At 43.5% G+C, this 15335-nt stretch carries 17 protein-coding genes; 9 read left to right on the forward strand and 8 right to left on the reverse strand.

Annotated elements, in window-relative coordinates; all coding sequences use genetic code 11:
- The 3 genes from MNQ98_RS23200 to fabV form a co-directional block, all read right to left on the reverse strand.
- Positions 1-1008 (reverse strand): asparaginase, encoded by a 1008-nt coding sequence (locus MNQ98_RS23200; protein ID WP_241930361.1) that lies wholly within the window; start codon positions 1006-1008, stop codon positions 1-3.
- A 31-nt stretch (positions 1009-1039) separates the two neighbouring features.
- Positions 1040-2224, reverse strand: coding sequence for an ROK family transcriptional regulator (locus MNQ98_RS23205; RefSeq protein WP_241930362.1), 1185 nt, complete (start codon positions 2222-2224; stop codon positions 1040-1042).
- Between the two features lie 276 nt (positions 2225-2500).
- Complete coding sequence (gene fabV / locus MNQ98_RS23210) at positions 2501-3691, reverse strand: enoyl-ACP reductase FabV (protein WP_241930363.1); 1191 nt, start codon at positions 3689-3691, stop codon at positions 2501-2503.
- A 277-nt stretch (positions 3692-3968) separates the two neighbouring features.
- Here fabV and MNQ98_RS23215 point away from each other — a divergent pair, with 277 nt between their 5' ends.
- Positions 3969-5132, forward strand: a complete 1164-nt coding sequence (locus MNQ98_RS23215) for an MFS transporter (RefSeq protein WP_241930364.1) — start codon at positions 3969-3971, stop codon at positions 5130-5132.
- Between the two features lie 189 nt (positions 5133-5321).
- On the opposite strand, the gene MNQ98_RS23220 is transcribed toward MNQ98_RS23215, so the two are convergent.
- From MNQ98_RS23220 to MNQ98_RS23230, 3 genes are read right to left on the reverse strand one after another with little or no spacing between them, the layout of a single operon-like run.
- Positions 5322-5900, reverse strand: coding sequence for a DUF4825 domain-containing protein (locus tag MNQ98_RS23220; protein WP_241930365.1), 579 nt, complete (start codon positions 5898-5900; stop codon positions 5322-5324).
- Positions 5897-6571, reverse strand: a complete 675-nt coding sequence (locus MNQ98_RS23225; RefSeq protein WP_241930366.1) for a permease prefix domain 1-containing protein — start codon at positions 6569-6571, stop codon at positions 5897-5899. Before MNQ98_RS23225 ends, MNQ98_RS23220 begins: the two co-directional genes overlap by 4 nt.
- A complete protein-coding gene (locus MNQ98_RS23230) occupies positions 6572-6919 on the reverse strand; it encodes a PadR family transcriptional regulator (protein ID WP_208918209.1) in 348 nt (115 codons plus the stop codon).
- Between the two features lie 237 nt (positions 6920-7156).
- Here MNQ98_RS23230 and MNQ98_RS23235 point away from each other — a divergent pair, with 237 nt between their 5' ends.
- From MNQ98_RS23235 to MNQ98_RS23260, 6 genes are all read left to right on the forward strand, one after another.
- Positions 7157-7714, forward strand: a complete 558-nt coding sequence (locus MNQ98_RS23235; protein ID WP_241930367.1) for a DUF2062 domain-containing protein — start codon at positions 7157-7159, stop codon at positions 7712-7714.
- Between the two features lie 331 nt (positions 7715-8045).
- Positions 8046-8441 (forward strand): hypothetical protein, encoded by a 396-nt coding sequence (locus MNQ98_RS23240; protein WP_241930368.1) that lies wholly within the window; start codon positions 8046-8048, stop codon positions 8439-8441.
- Positions 8442-8571: 130 nt separating this feature from the next.
- On the forward strand, positions 8572-8877 hold the full coding sequence (locus tag MNQ98_RS23245; RefSeq protein ID WP_241930369.1) for a hypothetical protein: 306 nt from the start codon (positions 8572-8574) through the stop codon (positions 8875-8877).
- 60 nt (positions 8878-8937) lie between these two features.
- Complete coding sequence (locus MNQ98_RS23250; protein ID WP_481856787.1) at positions 8938-10191, forward strand: Tle-like phospholipase domain-containing protein; 1254 nt, start codon at positions 8938-8940, stop codon at positions 10189-10191.
- Positions 10192-10239: 48 nt separating this feature from the next.
- Positions 10240-10512 carry a hypothetical protein gene (locus tag MNQ98_RS23255; RefSeq protein WP_241930371.1) on the forward strand — a complete coding sequence of 91 codons (273 nt, stop codon included), beginning with the start codon at positions 10240-10242 and terminating at the stop codon, positions 10510-10512.
- Positions 10513-10778: 266 nt separating this feature from the next.
- Complete coding sequence (locus MNQ98_RS23260; RefSeq protein ID WP_241930372.1) at positions 10779-11120, forward strand: hypothetical protein; 342 nt, start codon at positions 10779-10781, stop codon at positions 11118-11120.
- 104 nt (positions 11121-11224) lie between these two features.
- On the opposite strand, the gene MNQ98_RS23265 is transcribed toward MNQ98_RS23260, so the two are convergent.
- Positions 11225-12301 carry a copper amine oxidase N-terminal domain-containing protein gene (locus MNQ98_RS23265; RefSeq protein WP_241930373.1) on the reverse strand — a complete coding sequence of 359 codons (1077 nt, stop codon included), beginning with the start codon at positions 12299-12301 and terminating at the stop codon, positions 11225-11227.
- A gap of 116 nt (positions 12302-12417) precedes the next feature.
- Complete coding sequence (locus MNQ98_RS23270) at positions 12418-13560, reverse strand: GntR family transcriptional regulator (RefSeq protein WP_241930374.1); 1143 nt, start codon at positions 13558-13560, stop codon at positions 12418-12420.
- A gap of 295 nt (positions 13561-13855) precedes the next feature.
- Here MNQ98_RS23270 and MNQ98_RS29940 point away from each other — a divergent pair, with 295 nt between their 5' ends.
- Together MNQ98_RS29940 and MNQ98_RS23275 are read left to right on the forward strand one after the other, a co-directional pair.
- Positions 13856-13912 (forward strand): hypothetical protein, encoded by a 57-nt coding sequence (locus MNQ98_RS29940; RefSeq protein WP_481856788.1) that lies wholly within the window; start codon positions 13856-13858, stop codon positions 13910-13912.
- Between the two features lie 442 nt (positions 13913-14354).
- Entirely contained in the window at positions 14355-15320 is a 966-nt protein-coding gene (locus MNQ98_RS23275; protein ID WP_241930375.1) for a sugar kinase, read from the forward strand.
- Positions 15321-15335: the final 15 nt, after the last annotated feature.

The raw sequence follows: 15335 nt of genomic DNA on the forward strand, positions 1-15335 counted from the left end.
TTAACCTTGTAACGAGAATACCGCCTTGCGCTCACCGACTACCAGACCGTTATCATTTACGATCTGGTTCGGAATCAACTCATATAGACTGTCGATCGTATGCTGGTTGCTATATCCAATAAACCTCAGGATAGATGCAATGATACTCGGCCACACCTGCTCCGATCCATCGGATACCTTCAGCGATATTCCGATTCGTTCTTTACGAAGTCCAATTCCATAAACACCTTTTGCGCCGCCTTTAGCTGTCAAATTTGAATCTTTTAATAGCGTGGAACAAACAAACCGGGTATCAGCTATCATGTTCGGATGATTATTCATCAGCTTAGACATCCGCTCTGCCGCAAGGCGTGTCTCCTCATTCGGGATCAGATCAGGACAAGCCAGCTTCAGATATGCTAAAGCAATCGACTTTAACGGTACCGCAAAAATCGGAAGCCCGCAGCCATCTACTCCCAGACCAATCTGCTCTTGCGAAACCCCGGTAAACAGAGCAAGCGTTTCAATGATTTCCTGCTGAACAGGATGCTCCAGTCTGTAATACGTCTCAGAATCCCAACCCATATGTTTGCTAAGGGCGATCAATCCTGCATGCTTACCGGAGCAGTTATGAAATACTCGGCGCTTCTCTTCGTTCCCACGCAGTCGTTGAGACTTAGCATCTTCATTCAATGGATAGGTCGGACAGCAGTGTAATTCTTCCTCCTGAATGCCTGTTTTACGCAAAATGGATTCCAGAGCGTGAATGTGAAAGACTTCACCCCGATGTGAGGCTGCAAATAGCGCGGCTTCTTCCCCAGTTAGTCCGTACTTCTCATCTATACGACGCTTTATTACCGGTATGGCCTGAAACGGTTTAGCAGCAGAGCGGAGAAATGTCACATGCTCAGGATCCCCTGTGCTGTAAAGTACTTTCCCTGTCTCATCCACAACACTAATTGCCCCGTAATGCACATTTTCCAGCAACCCGCCCCGATATTCCTCAACCAAAGCAGTAAATCCAGTCATTTTCAATCCACCTTTTCATCAATTTTTCGTTCTATTCCAATGAAAAAAAATGCGTCTGAGCCAGCAAACCGGAACCGATCATAACACCCACTTCTCCAAGGGCAGTGTATTGCAGGCTGAATGAATTCCGCAGCGGCTCCCACACAAATCGGTTAAAGCACAAATCCTCAATCTCCTGTCGAATCTCTGGAAAATTCTCGATCAACTCACCGCTTAAAATAACAATGTCGGGATTATATACACAGAGTACATTGTTCACAGTAATCGCGATATAAGTGAGTGCACGCTCAATCAGTTGTACAGCCCACATCTCTTTGGACCGCCGTGCTTCAAAGAGCTCCTCCAATGTATCCACCTTGCGGATCTTGTTCGCTTCAAGCAGCAACGCGCTTGTAATGATATACGTCTGCAGACAACCTGCTTTGCCGCATTCACACATCGCACCGTTCGGATCAATGGTCGTATGCCCGATTTCACCGGCACTATTGGATTCCCCCCGGTAAATCTCGCCCTCAATTATAAGAGCCGAACCCACACCTGTTCCGAAACCAAGCAATGCTGTCCGCTTGGACCCAGCAGCAGATCCTCGAAGATGTTCGGCAAGTGCCTTCACCTTAAGCTCGTTATCTATCGCCACCTCATATCCTGTTAACGCTTTCAAACGATGCGCAATGTCGATATTTTTCCAACCCAGCTGTACTGAGAAGACGACTATGCCGTTCTCATTGTCCACGATTCCAGGAAGGCCTACTCCAATTCCGGCGATACGGGCGGAATCAAGACCTTCCGACTCGACGATCTCCTGCAGCATACGGGCAATGGTGGTAATTATCATCTCCACGCTATCCTCGGGCATCCGGCGATAAACCTTGGAGTACATTAACGAGCCATTCACATCCACAACACCAAGACTGATGCGTTGCCTATCGAGCTCCACTCCAACAGACAAAATAGATTTTTCCACCAGTCCTAGCATTGTTGCTTTACGTCCTAGACCAGAAGATACCTGCTCAAATTCCGCTACATACCCCTGCTGAGTCAATTCTCCAACAATCCGGCTGACTGTTGTCGGGCTCATTCCTGTCTTCTTTGCTATGGAAGCTCTGGATATCGGACTGTCATTCTTAATCAACTCATAGACGGTTATTTTGTTTTGCTGTCTCATAAAATCCTTGTCGTGCTTTTTCATTGAAACGCCCCTATTTATTTTCTTCATTGGATTAATACTCCTCATACAATGTCAATAGCAGGCGTATAACGAGCGAATTTCATGATAAAAATTATTCATTTCTAAATTCACCAACCTATTTACTCCAGTCACGATAATAATAATCCGGCTCGAATAGATCGTCAACTATATAACACATTATTGATTCTAAAATTCTCGAAACTTATTTATCTGCCCGAATAAAGTTGGCAATACAAAAAAACGAGAAGATCCCGCTTCATTCGGGATCTTCTCGCCTTATAACTTGCTGCTGTTATGAATAGCTTATCGTGCCTCAGGAATGTCCACAACTGGATTAACATCCGCGTCGTAATCCACGCCTTTGGTTTCAAAACCAAACAACTGGAAGAACTCACGGCGGTATCCTTCAAGATCCGTAAGCTCATGAATGTTCTCGCTGCTCACCTGGTCCCACAACTTGATCACTTCCTCTTGCACATCCGGACGGAGCTCCCAGTCATCAATACGGATGCGGCCCTTCTCATCCATCGGGGTTTCTTGACCGGAGTACAAACGCTCTGTAAACAACCGGTAGGTCTGTTCGATGCAGCCTTCATGAAGCCCTTTCTCTTTCATGACCTTATAAAGGGCAGACACATAGAGAGGAACAACAGGAATCGCTGAACTAGACTGCGTTACCAGTGCTTTGCTGACCGATACGAATGCTCGGCCTCCACCGTCTGAGAGCTCCTCATTCAATTTCTGAGCTGTCGCCTCCAGATGATCCTTCGCCTGTCCGATTGAGCCATCCCGGTAAACGGCTTGTGTGATATCCGATCCGATATAGGAGTACGCAATCGTTTTGACGTTATCTGTCAACACACCAGCTTCGCGAAGCTGATGGATCCACATTTCCCAATCCTCGCCTCCCATAACCTCAACCGTGTCACGAACTTCCTGCTCCGTCGCCGGCTCGATCGTTACTTCACTTACTTCCCCAGTATGGAAATTGACCGTTTTGTTCGTATACGTCGCTCCAATAGGTTTAAGAACAGAGTTTACAGCTTCGCCAGTCTTCGGATTTGTGCGTCGAGCCGATGCCACACTGTACACGACCAGATCCACTTGACCCAGTTCACTTCGGATCAGCTCGATCACTCTTTGTTTTGTCTCATCGGAGAACGCGTCTCCGGTTACACTGAATGATTTAAGGTTGGCTTCCCGGGCCGCTTTCTCAAACGCAGCTGAATTGTACCATCCGGCTGATGCCGTTCTCTTCTCGGTTGCCTGACTCGGACGATACACCCCGACCGTATTGGCGTGCGCCCCAAATGCCGCAGCGATACGCGCTGAAAGACCGTACCCCGTTGAAGCACCAATGACGAGTACATTGCGAGGACCTTTAATCTCAGGTTTGGACTTAATATACTCCACCTGCTCCAGCACCTGACGAGCGCAGCCTTCCGGATGGGCGGTCGTACAAATAAAACCGCGTGTTCTAGGTTTAATAATCATAGGTTTAATATTCCTCTCTTTTAAATCGAATGATATCTTCCTTATTCTTGAGATCCTGCTATTCCTATTCTAACAATTTTTTCGAAAACGAAAACCTTTCATAGCGAAAATGTTTGCGATTTTAGTGTATTACTGGATTTGCCGGGATATGGAGTGATAATCTGCATAGAAATCTAAAACCATGTTATCATGTCATATGCAGACCTATAAATCACTTTTGAAAAAGCCCAACGGATAAATCTCCTCCAAATCTAACAAGTGAGGTTATGGACATTTTATGAAAGCAACTACATCATTACGAGCATTCAACTTCTTATACTTTGCACTGCTGGCGATTTTCATTCCCTTTCTACCTGTATATCTAGCCGAGCAAGGATTAAACCCTGCACAAATTGGATTTATCGTAGGCAGCGGCGGTATTATAACGATATTTGCCCAGCCATTATGGGGGATGATCAGTGACCGGACCAAAACAGTCCGCAAGGTTCTTCTCCTACTGCTTATTTGCTCCAGTGTAATCGGGTATTTGCTGTATGCATCAAGCAGTTATTCCATACTCATTATATTCGCCATGCTGTTATATTTTTTCCTGATGCCGATTGATCCCTTAACAGAAAGTTTAAACTTTCGCGTATCGGAGGCTGCCGGAATCAGTTACGGCTCCATTCGTACATATGGTGCACTCGGCTATGGCGTCATGGCGCTATGTTCCGGCTATTTCATGTCCTATATGGGTGCCCACAGTCTTGCCTATCTGTTCGCTGGAATCGGACTTGTCGGCTTTATCATCATTATAGGAATGCCCGATGCTCCGGTAACAGGGAAGCCGGTTACCCTCAGCAGTCTGAAAAAATTTCTGAGCAACAAAGAGACCTTGCTGTTCCTCGTGCTTGTCTTCATCAGCTCCGTCCCTGCACGAATGAATGACACGTTCCTCGGTGTCTATATCAAAGAGCTGGGAGGGAGTTCAGAGCTAGTCGGGCAAGCCTGGTTTATTGCTGCCGGGAGCGAAATTGCAATTTTTGCCCTAAGCTTCTGGTGGCTTCGGAAAGGAAAAGAGCTTATCATCATTACGATAGCCGGCGCCTTTTATTTCTTGCGTTTTTTCATCTCGGCATGGGTTACAGATCCTTATGTGCTTGCCTACCTGCAAGTTCTGCAGCTGTTTACTTTTCCAATCTTCTACTCGGCCGCAATCCAGTATCTGTACCAAATCGTTCCTGAGGAATGGCGTGCAACAGGCCAGACCGTTCTGGCTCTCCTGTTCTTCGGGGTTTCTGGCATCATTGCATCATATGTAGGGGGAGCTATCTATAACGCCTTCGGCGGACAAACGCTGTACTTATCCGTCTCCGTCATGTCGTTTATCGGTATGCTATTCGGTGTGGCACTCACCTTCAAGTATGGCCGCCGTGTAAGAGCGGGCAGGACAACACAATAATGTAAGAAAAACGTCAATCGACGTACCTCAAAGAAGACAGACCGCACTTAGCAGTAGTTTTTCTTGCGAGATAAGGGTGCTATTTACTCCGAAGTTTATACATCCTTATCTCTAAAGAAAACGGCTCGCCATTGAAACCCCTAGCGAGCCGTTTTTCTAATCCCGAAGCTTGCATCACCGTACTCAACGTTATTGAACTGCTTCGCGTTTCACCAATTGATCATTAAACTTTTGAGTGAACTCTCGATCCTTCATTTTGTCTTGAACGAGCTCACGCCAGTTCTGTTTATTTTGCAAAAGAACCAGACTTCCCTCTCCACCATACCATTCCTCGACTGCCTTTCTTTGAATCGTAAAGACAGCATCTTCGAACGTCAAGCGCAGTGCCTGCAAGTTATCAATCATTGCAAAATTCGCAGTAGCAACATATAAGAGCATTTCCTGTAGCTTCGCAGTTTCAAGCTCAGCCGATAAGACTTTATATTTCAATTCCGCAGTCAATTCATCAGGATACAGCTGGAACGTGTTGTTCATATCGCTATAAGGAAGAGAGTTGTTGAGATTACCAATATTCCCGGCGTTACCCATGTATTTGCTCCTAAACTTCAAAGAGCGCGATATATCGTGAGTATAAGGACTCTTCTGTTCTATTTCATATCGCGCTTCCTGCTCTCTCACTTTTGGCTTCGCATACCCCTCCACAGCAACAATACCGCCTATACCAATGATAACCAGAATAAGAATCCATATATTCTTCTTATTCATCATTCTCTCACCTCATATTTCTGAATAAGTCTGTCCGCCTTATGAAACAACAGTGGAATGATTACAGTAATCAGAGGGATGACAAACTCCAGTACAATAACGTAAAAAGTATAGGGTCCATCGATCCGGATACTTCGTCCGAACCATAAGTCGCTACCAAAGCGGGTCATCAACGTAAAAGCTGTAATTGCGGCTGCATATATTCCCCAGATGACCCACACCGCATAACTCAATCGCTGCACCCTCAATGTATTGATTATGGCAGTGCGGTGATCATCTTTTTGACTATGGGACAGGAAGAAGAAAATCCCTGAAAGAACGATCAATAAAATAAGCAAGTTGTTCGCCATCATGCCCATCGGCATAAGCCGCAGCGGAATGGTCAGAATCCAAGCAATCAACGTGTGCAAGAGCACATTCTGCGCAATGTCATATCGGAATTGGTTAACATATATTTTCTGATGGTCATCAATTAAATTGTCAATCGCTTCAATATCCTCTATAGCAAGACAAACGGCATGCTGATACTCCATTCCGTTATCCATATAATCCGTTACTTTAGCCTCCAAATTACTAAGGACCTCGTTTCGGAGATCTAATACGGCTTTGGTCTTTCTATGATTCGCAAATAAACGGTCTACAAAAATTTCCAAATCATTTCTGCTTGTCATCATTTACTGCTCCTTTCCATAACCAATCAGGACGTCAATAATTTCCCTCGCTGCCTTCCACTCTTCCCAATTCTGAGTGAATCTGTCCTGTCCCTCCGCTGTTAACGTATAATATTTGCGCCGTCCTCCTTGCGTCTCTTCTCCCCAATAGGAAGTAATGAAACCCTGCTTCTCCAATCTTCTTAGACTTGAATACAAGGTGGGCTCCTTCAGCTCGAAGCGATTGTTGCCGCGTAAAGATATTTCTTTAATAATCTGGTAACCGTAATTATCTCCGTCTTTTAGCACCCTCAATATAAACGTATCAATATTACCGCGAACCAGATCGCTGTTATGTAATGACTCAATCATCTATTTTCCTCCCTCATTTTGGGATGAGTACAACTTAACACATATAACTATGCGTGTCAAAGTAATATTCGTGTCACATATCTTTTGTTTTAACGATCCTGTATACTATAAATAAGGCAATATTTAATGAAGGGGCCGCGTTCAACACGGCCCCTTCTTCTGTCTGTGTTTTGTATAGCCACTTTATCATGTAATCATCCATGCCTGCCATTCTGCAACTTCTGGAGGAAACTTCAATTGCTTCGAAAATTCTTGAGAACACTTAAATATTACTTTTTATCGCTGCTTCGTATGAAAAACAGCGACCATCAAATTGCTATCGGTTTTTCTTCCGGTTTTTTTCCTTGCTGGTACCCTACCTTTGGGATCGATATATTAATTGCCATGGCATTTAGCCGGATGGTTCGGGGCAATATGGCAGCCGCTGTAATTGCCGCATCCATCGGCCAATTGCTCTGGCCTCTGCTTTTTTTCATTAATTATAAAATCGGCGTCCTGGTCAGCCATCTCTTCTCTTCTCCGACACCTATCAAACTCCAAGATGTAATCCACATACCTGTTCCGGATAGAAAGTATTCCGTCCTAGCCGATTATTTTAGCAAACTCGGCGATATGGGCTTAAACTTCCTAATCGGATCTATTGTAAATAGTCTTATATCCTCTGTCGTAGTTTATTTTATATTCCGTCTGTTATTGTGTTACTACCGTAAACCCCTACTCTTAAAAATAAAAAGAACATCCAAAAGGAAACGTACCCAAGTAGAGCAAATTAAAGATGAAGAAGCCTCCTGCTGATCGAAAGACAGCGTGAGGCTTCTTTATTTTATTTATTGTTTTACCCTTCAGAGCTTGAAAAGATAATCCTAGCCAATGGATTTGATCTTTACAAATAAATACAACTAACACGTAAAAAACAGAGAAAAAAGCAACTGAGTATTTTGTCATGAGTCCAAAGTTGTAAAAATAACCTAAAAAAGGAAGTCCCCGTTTGAGTCCTGCATTTATTTGAGCATCTATTCCTATAGAAATAAACAATTCCAGATTGTAGAATTCAAGGTTAAACACATCCAATTATTGGATTGATATTTATCATAACCTAAGTAAGGTTACCTCGAAGGGGTTGATCATGATTATAGCCAGATCTCGTTCCATAAATATAATTCTTGGCTTATTCGTAATCGTATTATTGCTTGGAGGATACCAATCCATAGCTAACAAGACCTCGACCAAAAATAGCAGCAATGAGGAAAAAATCATTGATCAAGCCAAGGCTACGACCATCAAACATTTAATAGATAAGTATAAGCTGGATGTCGAGATAACGGGAGAAAAAATACTTCCATCATATAAAGCTGACGAAATAATATTGGAGGGAAATGTAATAGGAAGTGAAGAACACGCTTTTACTATTAGTGTGAATTACGAAAAAAACGAAGTATTTTATTTCGGCATGAGCCCGGAGCTGGTTACAACGATAAGAGCCAAGGTTTATGAACCTTTTGTCGAAAAAAATAAATATTAGAGGGCCACAAACTTGTTTGTTTTATCATCAAACTTCGAAGGGGTTGATCCTTATTAATGCCAGATCTAGATCGTTAATAGCACTGCTTGGTTTTCTCGTTATTATTTTATTGCTTGGAGGATGTCAACAAATGGACAAAAACAATGCCACTAAAAACGATGAAAATGAAGAAATCATTAGTCAGGCCAAGACCACTGCTATCAAGCATTTAAAAGATAAGTATGAGCTAGATGTTGAAATTACGGAGGAAAAAATACTTCCAGCATATATAGCCGACGAAGTCAGATTGAAAGGAAATGTAATCGGAAGTAAAGATCAATATTTCAATATTACTGTCAATTACAAAACCAATAAAACATCAAATTTCGCTATGAGCCCAGACCTCGTTAAAGCGATAAGAGACAAAGGTTATGAACCGTTTATCAAAAAAAAATAATTTCTGGAGGTACGTAACTTGACTACATCGTCCAGAATCGATGATGAGACGTACAAATTAATGTCCAGCTCAGCCTATGATGATCTAGAAAAGGATCAAGAACTTGAAGAACTTCCAGGATGGAAGGTATTAGAAGATACTGAAAGCAAAGCATTTTCCGGATTTGATGCCGTTACTTTCGTAAACAATGATACAAATCAGGCAGTAATAGCTTTTAGGGGGACGGAAGGAAAAGCCGAACTAGCTCGGTCCGGACCGGATTTTATAAACGATATTGATATCGGTCTCAATGAACTAAACAGAAAGTCAGAAATTAAGCTCCCTTGGGATGAACAGGTTAAGAAATTTGAAGATGCCGTAGGTATAACCCAACTAAATAACTGGATGGGCGAAGCTTCAAAAGAAGTAGATAAATTCTTCCAGTTCCCAGGAACAAATCAGCTCTATCAAGCCGAGGATTACGCTAAAGAAATGCAGAGCAAATACGAGCACCTTAACTTCACCTTGACTGGCCACTCTCTGGGAGGAGCAAATGCTCAATATGCATCGGCCTATACAGGAATGGATGCCGTTACCTTCAGTGCACCTTCGGTTGTGGGTAGTCTGACCCCAGAAGCTAGAAGAAAAGCGGAAGAGGGTCATTTTGACTCCCAGATTATCAATTTCGCTCATCCCGGAGACATTATTGCTAGTGGTGAATTTGGCGGTTATGAAGGCCATGTAGGTTCGACCTATTATATTGACTCCAACTATAAAGATGCTAACGATGGTGTCAGTATGAAAGAGAAAATCAACAATACCTTAGACGGCCCTAACTATCATGATCTTGATCGCTACAAGTTTGAAGATGGATACATATCGAATCCATTATTTGACGGAGAAACTGGCGAACCCGTGGATTCACCACGAATCCCTTCTTCCTTCAACCTCTTCGATGAAGTGAAGGATATGATTAGCGGAGTTGGCAGTGCATTGACTGCTTTTCAAAAAATGGCTCTTGCCACCGGAGCATCTGTATCCGCAGCTGGAGGGTCAGCTTCTGTAGGAACCATCCAGGTTACGCCAGCAGAGCTTCGAAGTGTCGCAGAACGGTGGAAGTTAAATGCCCAGCAATGTCATGCTGAGTTGGAAGGAATCCGGCAGCGTCTCTCCAGATACATGTATTCCAGCCATAGCCGGCGTCTTCAGCCGATCGTTCAGCAGCTTGATACCTCCATTGTCTCCATGAGTCAGTCGCATCTCCAGCATACGAATGAGATATTATACTATATCAATCATAAAGCAGACTTGTTCGAACAGACAGACAATAGCTGATTGCGACAGATAACAGAGTATATATAACAATCGGGGGAGGAGTCAGATTTGAACGGGGAAATTCTTCTAGAACTGAACGACCTGCTGCAGGCGGAACGAGAATTGTCAGGTCTACTTGCAGGCATGCGTACAGATGTACAGGAAGCCAGAACACTATACGACCGACTGCACGATTGGAAGGGACATTCAGCGAATGTGGTCAGGAACCAGATCGAAACTTTTTTTGAAGATATGTCACGCAGGATCCATGAGATCGAACAGCAAAAAATGGAACTGGTTCGATATGTTCAACACATGAGGCAAGTAGACGGCATATCGTGACTGACCTGTATTAAATAAAGAAAACATAAATCAATAGATGAATGATATAAAAAGAACAAAGAAAAATTGCACTGTCAGAAGATGACTCCTTAACTCGTTTGGGCTCATCTTCTTTCTTGTTTGTCTTTTTCAACGAATATCTAAAGTTGTATACCTCTTATTTGTGCACCTCTGGGGCAGATTGCTACACTTTTTACAACAACAAGGAAAAGGAGCTGGTTATAATTAAAATAAAGTCCAGAACAATCATGAACCTACTTTTTTTCATGGTCATCATTTTTCTGCTGGGAGAATGCCAACAAATTATCAGTAAAAATATCACTAAAAACGCTAAAGACCAAGAAATCATTGAGCAGGCCAAAGCTACCGCCATCAAGCATTTAAAAAATAAGTATGAGCTGGATGTCGAATTTACGAAAGCCGAGATGCTTCCTTCATATGTAGCTCACGAGGTTATATTAGAAGGAACTGTGATCGGAAATAAAGAACAAAATTTCAATATTAGCGTGAATTACAAAACGAATGAAACATCAAATTTCGGCATGAGCCCAGAGCTGGTTACAGCGATTAGAGCAAAGGGTTATGAACCGTTTATCGAAAAAAAATAAATTTTCTTAATCCCGATGTCTCTCAAAGGCTCGACAAATTGTACAAAGAGCTGTCCGTATGAAGACTAAGGATTGAAGGACAGCTCTTTCTATCCGCTTACAATTTATTGCTCTTGTATGTACTGTTTGTATTCCTCAAACGGAATAAACTGTACCTTTTCTGCTACATATTGTCCGTTATTGAAACCATAAGTGATTTCTAAATCGCCGATAAATGCACTAAATGAAACGTTACCGCCTGTACGTAGTACCAGCTTGTTATTCTCAACAGCATAGTACATCACAGCGCCGAATCCCATCTCGGTCTGATCCACATAATCAAAATCCGGAATATGCATGTTCACATTGTTCTGCGAGCCTTTAATATCAACAGTCACATGAAGCATGTCGCCATCTTTTTTCAGCTGGGTTGAAACCCGTTTCTTAATCGTGTCTTCCAGAGACTCAACAGGTATCTCCTTGAAGTTTACAGGATTGACCACATGAATTTCCTGCACATGCAGCCCGGTTCCCGAGCCTTGATTCAGGATAACCACAACTTCTGATTTACCATCTTTATTCAGGTCCTCCACCGTCATCTGGGGTACATCCTTCCAACTTAACGGTGTCTCCCAATTATACTTATGGCGTTTACCTGCTGCTTCCAATACAAGTCCTTCAAAAACACCGTCCTTCTCATCCATCCCAAAAAGCTTTACATCGGGCCGATTGTCCGCCACTGCAATCGGCCTTTTTCCATTGGACTTCACCATAATCGCTTGAAGATCCTTGTCCCATTCCACTTCAGCACCCGTAATCTGCTCCAGCAGCGAGGCTGGAATCATAGCTCGACCATGAACAATATAAACAGCTGTGTCGAGGGTAATTTTCTTTTCTCCGTTGACTACTGTCCTGCTTCCGTTCTTCATTACATACCGTTCGCCATCTGACCAGACCGTTATGCTTCTGCTCTTCTGATCCCATTTTAGCTTCATTCCCGACCATTCTCTTAGCATATAGACCGGTAGGAAAGGGTTTCCATTCTTAATTACAGGATCTGTATCCAGCTCAACGATCTGCTCATCAGTCCGAAGCGACAATACGGCAGAAGATGCAGCAGAAACAGCAGATGAGCTGTCTGATATGTGAATGACCGATGAAATTAAAGCAGCGGCAATAAATGAGCCCAGTAATTTTTTCATATATATAAAATTCCCTTCTTATATCCCTAGTGTTAATATTTCTATCATAGCTGATCCACTAGGAAAAAGGGTTAACAAATGGACATTATTACAAATTGATTTATAGAGATTACTTATCAAATTACAGACATGGTAGAATCACTCGTCATTAGTTCTGTTTTTAGCCTAATGGTTACTGGATCACCATCCGGATTATCCAAACGATCCATAACCAAGCGGACGGCTGAGCTGCCAAAATCATTCATTGGCTGGCCGACAGTGGTCATTCGTAACTGAGCATACTGCAGCACGCTATGGTTAGAGAATCCGGCAATCGACAGCTGTTCGGGCAGTTTGAATCCAAGACTCAGCGCGGCATTCAACGTGGACATCGCAAGAAAATCATCCGAGCAAAATACAGCTGTAAGCTTACAGTCTGTGTTAAGAAACGTTTGAATAGCGGTCTGCTTGGCTGTTACTCCCGTTAGTCCTGTCTCATTGACTTCCATAAAAAGCATCCGATCTGCATGTATCTCCACTTTCCATTCCAGCAGAGCGTCTATGTATCCTTGATAGCGCTCCTCCCGACTTCTAACCTTGTTCATATGACTCGTAATAAACCCGATTTCCCGGTGACCGGTACGCAGCAGATGTGAAGTCATATCATAGGCACCGCGGTAATGGTCGTGGCTTACACTATCAAAGCCAATTTCATTGAATTGACGGTCCAGAATAACGATCGGGTATTTCTGAAGCTTCAGACGGAGAAGATGATCGCCACATATTTTTCTATCGACCGGAAACAGCAGGATGCCGGTTATATCGGATTGGCGGGAAAGACTTCGGACAGCCTTAGCCTCAGCCGCTTCATCCCCCGTAACTTTGATGACTACTTCGAACCCCTGTTCCTTTGCTGCCAGTTCGACAGAAGTTATGATGCTACCGACATAATCATCGATCGAAGGTACAATCAGAGCAATATAATGACCGGTACGCCGGGGATGCTTGGAGTCATACGCCAGTTTCATACCTGCGGATTGTCTCAACTCTTCCAGTTCCACATCCGCCAGAAAGGTTCCTCTTCTCGGAAGACGATACACGATTCCTTCCTCCTGCAACGCTTGAAGTGCCAGCTTCCCGGTCATTCGACTGACTCCAAAGCGATCCGCTAGCTCTCCCTCGGAGGGTAACGGGTCATGAGGTTTTAATCCGCTCTCCAAGATAATGTTCAGTACCTGGTCCTTCATTTGTTCAAACAACTTGCCTGATCTTGTGTTCATGTGATGCTCATGCCTGCCTTCCTATCAATATCAGTGACATCTATAATATCACATGAAAAAGACACCTGTCCCGTTGATAGATACAAGCTTCTACGTTTTCAGCTGTTTTAAATTTTTATATAACTGCTCAATTTGACGATATTTTCAAATATTTATGAATAAATCGTGAAAGCGCTTCCTATAATTAGTTCTTTTTATGTAAGCATTTGGCATATTATATATTACAATACCAGCTGACAAGTGGGCGGAAGAAAAGGAGGTGAAATCTATGGGCGTGAATGAAGCGTTAACTTTGATGATTTCGTTCGCCACCTTGGTTGTATCGATGCTTGCTTTCCATAATAAGAAATAGATCCTTCCCTTCTTGAATGGTCCTATTTCTTATCGGCTGATTGAAGCACTTTAACCATAATCCGCCCCGTCCCGCTGGCTGTTGTCACCGGAGCCGGCTGCCACCGGCTCCTTTTGCAATGGACTGTCTGCTGCCCAAATGGATGACCCCAATTCGGTACACAAAAATATCCTATTCCCCACAAATTGCAATTATAACTGTCCTTATTTCTTTTTTTGCTGCAGTAAAGGTTTAACTTCACTTAACAGCTGATGCAATATGTCTACCAATAAATTATTCATCAAAAGATATTTCTAAAACAAGTCATTTTTTCCTATATTAAGTTAGAGACAGTGTCAATAAATTATCTTTTATCCGAAAGCGCTTTTTTTCATTGAGTTATCTACTACCGCGAGGTAAAGTGATAAATGTACATAAGTAAGTATGAGGAGGCAGCCTGTTTATGACCACTGAAACACAACGTCCCTATGATGTCATCACTTTCGGAGAGTCCATGGGACTATTATATCCAGAAGGCCCTCGGGGGATTGGACAAGGCGGTACCATGGCCCAATCATTCGGAGGAGCAGAGAGCAATCTGGCCATTGGCCTTGCAAGATTAGGCTGTCCAGTAGGATGGTTCGGACAACTGGGACAAGATCCGATTGCAGAAGGAATTGTGAAGACGCTTCGTGGGGAGGGCGTAGATGTATCCAGGGTTCGATATACTGGTAATGCTCCGACAGGCCTGATGTTACGAGAGTCCGTCAGAGGAAAATCATCCGTTTATTATTACCGTGCAGGCTCTGCAGCAAGCAGGCTGACTCCTGATCAAGTCGATGCTGCTTATATTGCCCAGGCACGAATCGTTCATTTCACAGGGATTACGGCTGCCCTGAGCCAAAGCTGTCTCGATACCATTCGTCACGTGATCTCCCTGTGTAAGGAGAATGGTGTGCAGATCAGCTTTGATCCCAATCTCCGCCTGAAGCTCTGGAGTATCGAACAAGCCCGTCCCGTTCTGTTGGAGCTGGCACAATCGTGTGATTATTTCCTTCCGGGCCACGATGAATGCAAACTCTTGTATCAGACGGATGACGATGATAAGATACTCCAAAATCTCCGTCAGCTTAAAGCTGTAACCGTTGTTAAAAGCTTTCACGGTAACAATATTATCGTTCGAGAGGACGGTGTCCATTCGGTTCCATTTGACAAGGTGGATGAGGTTGTAGATACCGTTGGGGCAGGCGATGGATTTTGTGCCGGTTTTCTCGCGGGACTTTCCAAAGGCTATTCTCTCGAGGAATCCATCCGTTTAGGCGGATTAACAGGCTCTCTTGTCATTCAAGCACCCGGCGATTGGGAAGCACTTCCAACCTGGGAAGAAGTCGAGCTTCGACGCGGAAACACAGAGCATATTGAGCGATAGTTTTGTAAGCAGCAG

It is taken from the genome of Paenibacillus sp. N3/727 (assembly GCF_022637315.1).
GTDB classification, from domain to species: Bacteria; Bacillota; Bacilli; order Paenibacillales; family Paenibacillaceae; genus Paenibacillus_AQ; species Paenibacillus_AQ uliginis.

What these genes read in the sequence shown, in the direction of transcription:
- MNQ98_RS23200 (WP_241930361.1), bottom strand. Translation starts at nt 1,008, where the DNA reads ATGACTGGATTTACTGCTTTGGTTGAGGAATATCGGGGCGGGTTGCTG.
- MNQ98_RS23275 (WP_241930375.1), top strand. Translation starts at nt 14,355, where the DNA reads ATGACCACTGAAACACAACGTCCCTATGATGTCATCACTTTCGGAGAG.
- MNQ98_RS23260 (WP_241930372.1), top strand. Translation starts at nt 10,779, where the DNA reads ATGGTCATCATTTTTCTGCTGGGAGAATGCCAACAAATTATCAGTAAA.
- MNQ98_RS23240 (WP_241930368.1), top strand. Translation starts at nt 8,046, where the DNA reads ATGATTATAGCCAGATCTCGTTCCATAAATATAATTCTTGGCTTATTC.
- MNQ98_RS23220 (WP_241930365.1), bottom strand. Translation starts at nt 5,900, where the DNA reads ATGATGAATAAGAAGAATATATGGATTCTTATTCTGGTTATCATTGGT.
- fabV (WP_241930363.1), bottom strand. Translation starts at nt 3,691, where the DNA reads ATGATTATTAAACCTAGAACACGCGGTTTTATTTGTACGACCGCCCAT.
- MNQ98_RS23250 (WP_481856787.1), top strand. Translation starts at nt 8,938, where the DNA reads ATGTCCAGCTCAGCCTATGATGATCTAGAAAAGGATCAAGAACTTGAA.
- MNQ98_RS23265 (WP_241930373.1), bottom strand. Translation starts at nt 12,301, where the DNA reads ATGAAAAAATTACTGGGCTCATTTATTGCCGCTGCTTTAATTTCATCG.
- MNQ98_RS23230 (WP_208918209.1), bottom strand. Translation starts at nt 6,919, where the DNA reads ATGATTGAGTCATTACATAACAGCGATCTGGTTCGCGGTAATATTGAT.
- MNQ98_RS23205 (WP_241930362.1), bottom strand. Translation starts at nt 2,224, where the DNA reads ATGAAGAAAATAAATAGGGGCGTTTCAATGAAAAAGCACGACAAGGAT.
- MNQ98_RS23245 (WP_241930369.1), top strand. Translation starts at nt 8,572, where the DNA reads ATGGACAAAAACAATGCCACTAAAAACGATGAAAATGAAGAAATCATT.
- MNQ98_RS23215 (WP_241930364.1), top strand. Translation starts at nt 3,969, where the DNA reads ATGAAAGCAACTACATCATTACGAGCATTCAACTTCTTATACTTTGCA.
- MNQ98_RS23225 (WP_241930366.1), bottom strand. Translation starts at nt 6,571, where the DNA reads ATGATGACAAGCAGAAATGATTTGGAAATTTTTGTAGACCGTTTATTT.
- MNQ98_RS23270 (WP_241930374.1), bottom strand. Translation starts at nt 13,560, where the DNA reads ATGAACACAAGATCAGGCAAGTTGTTTGAACAAATGAAGGACCAGGTA.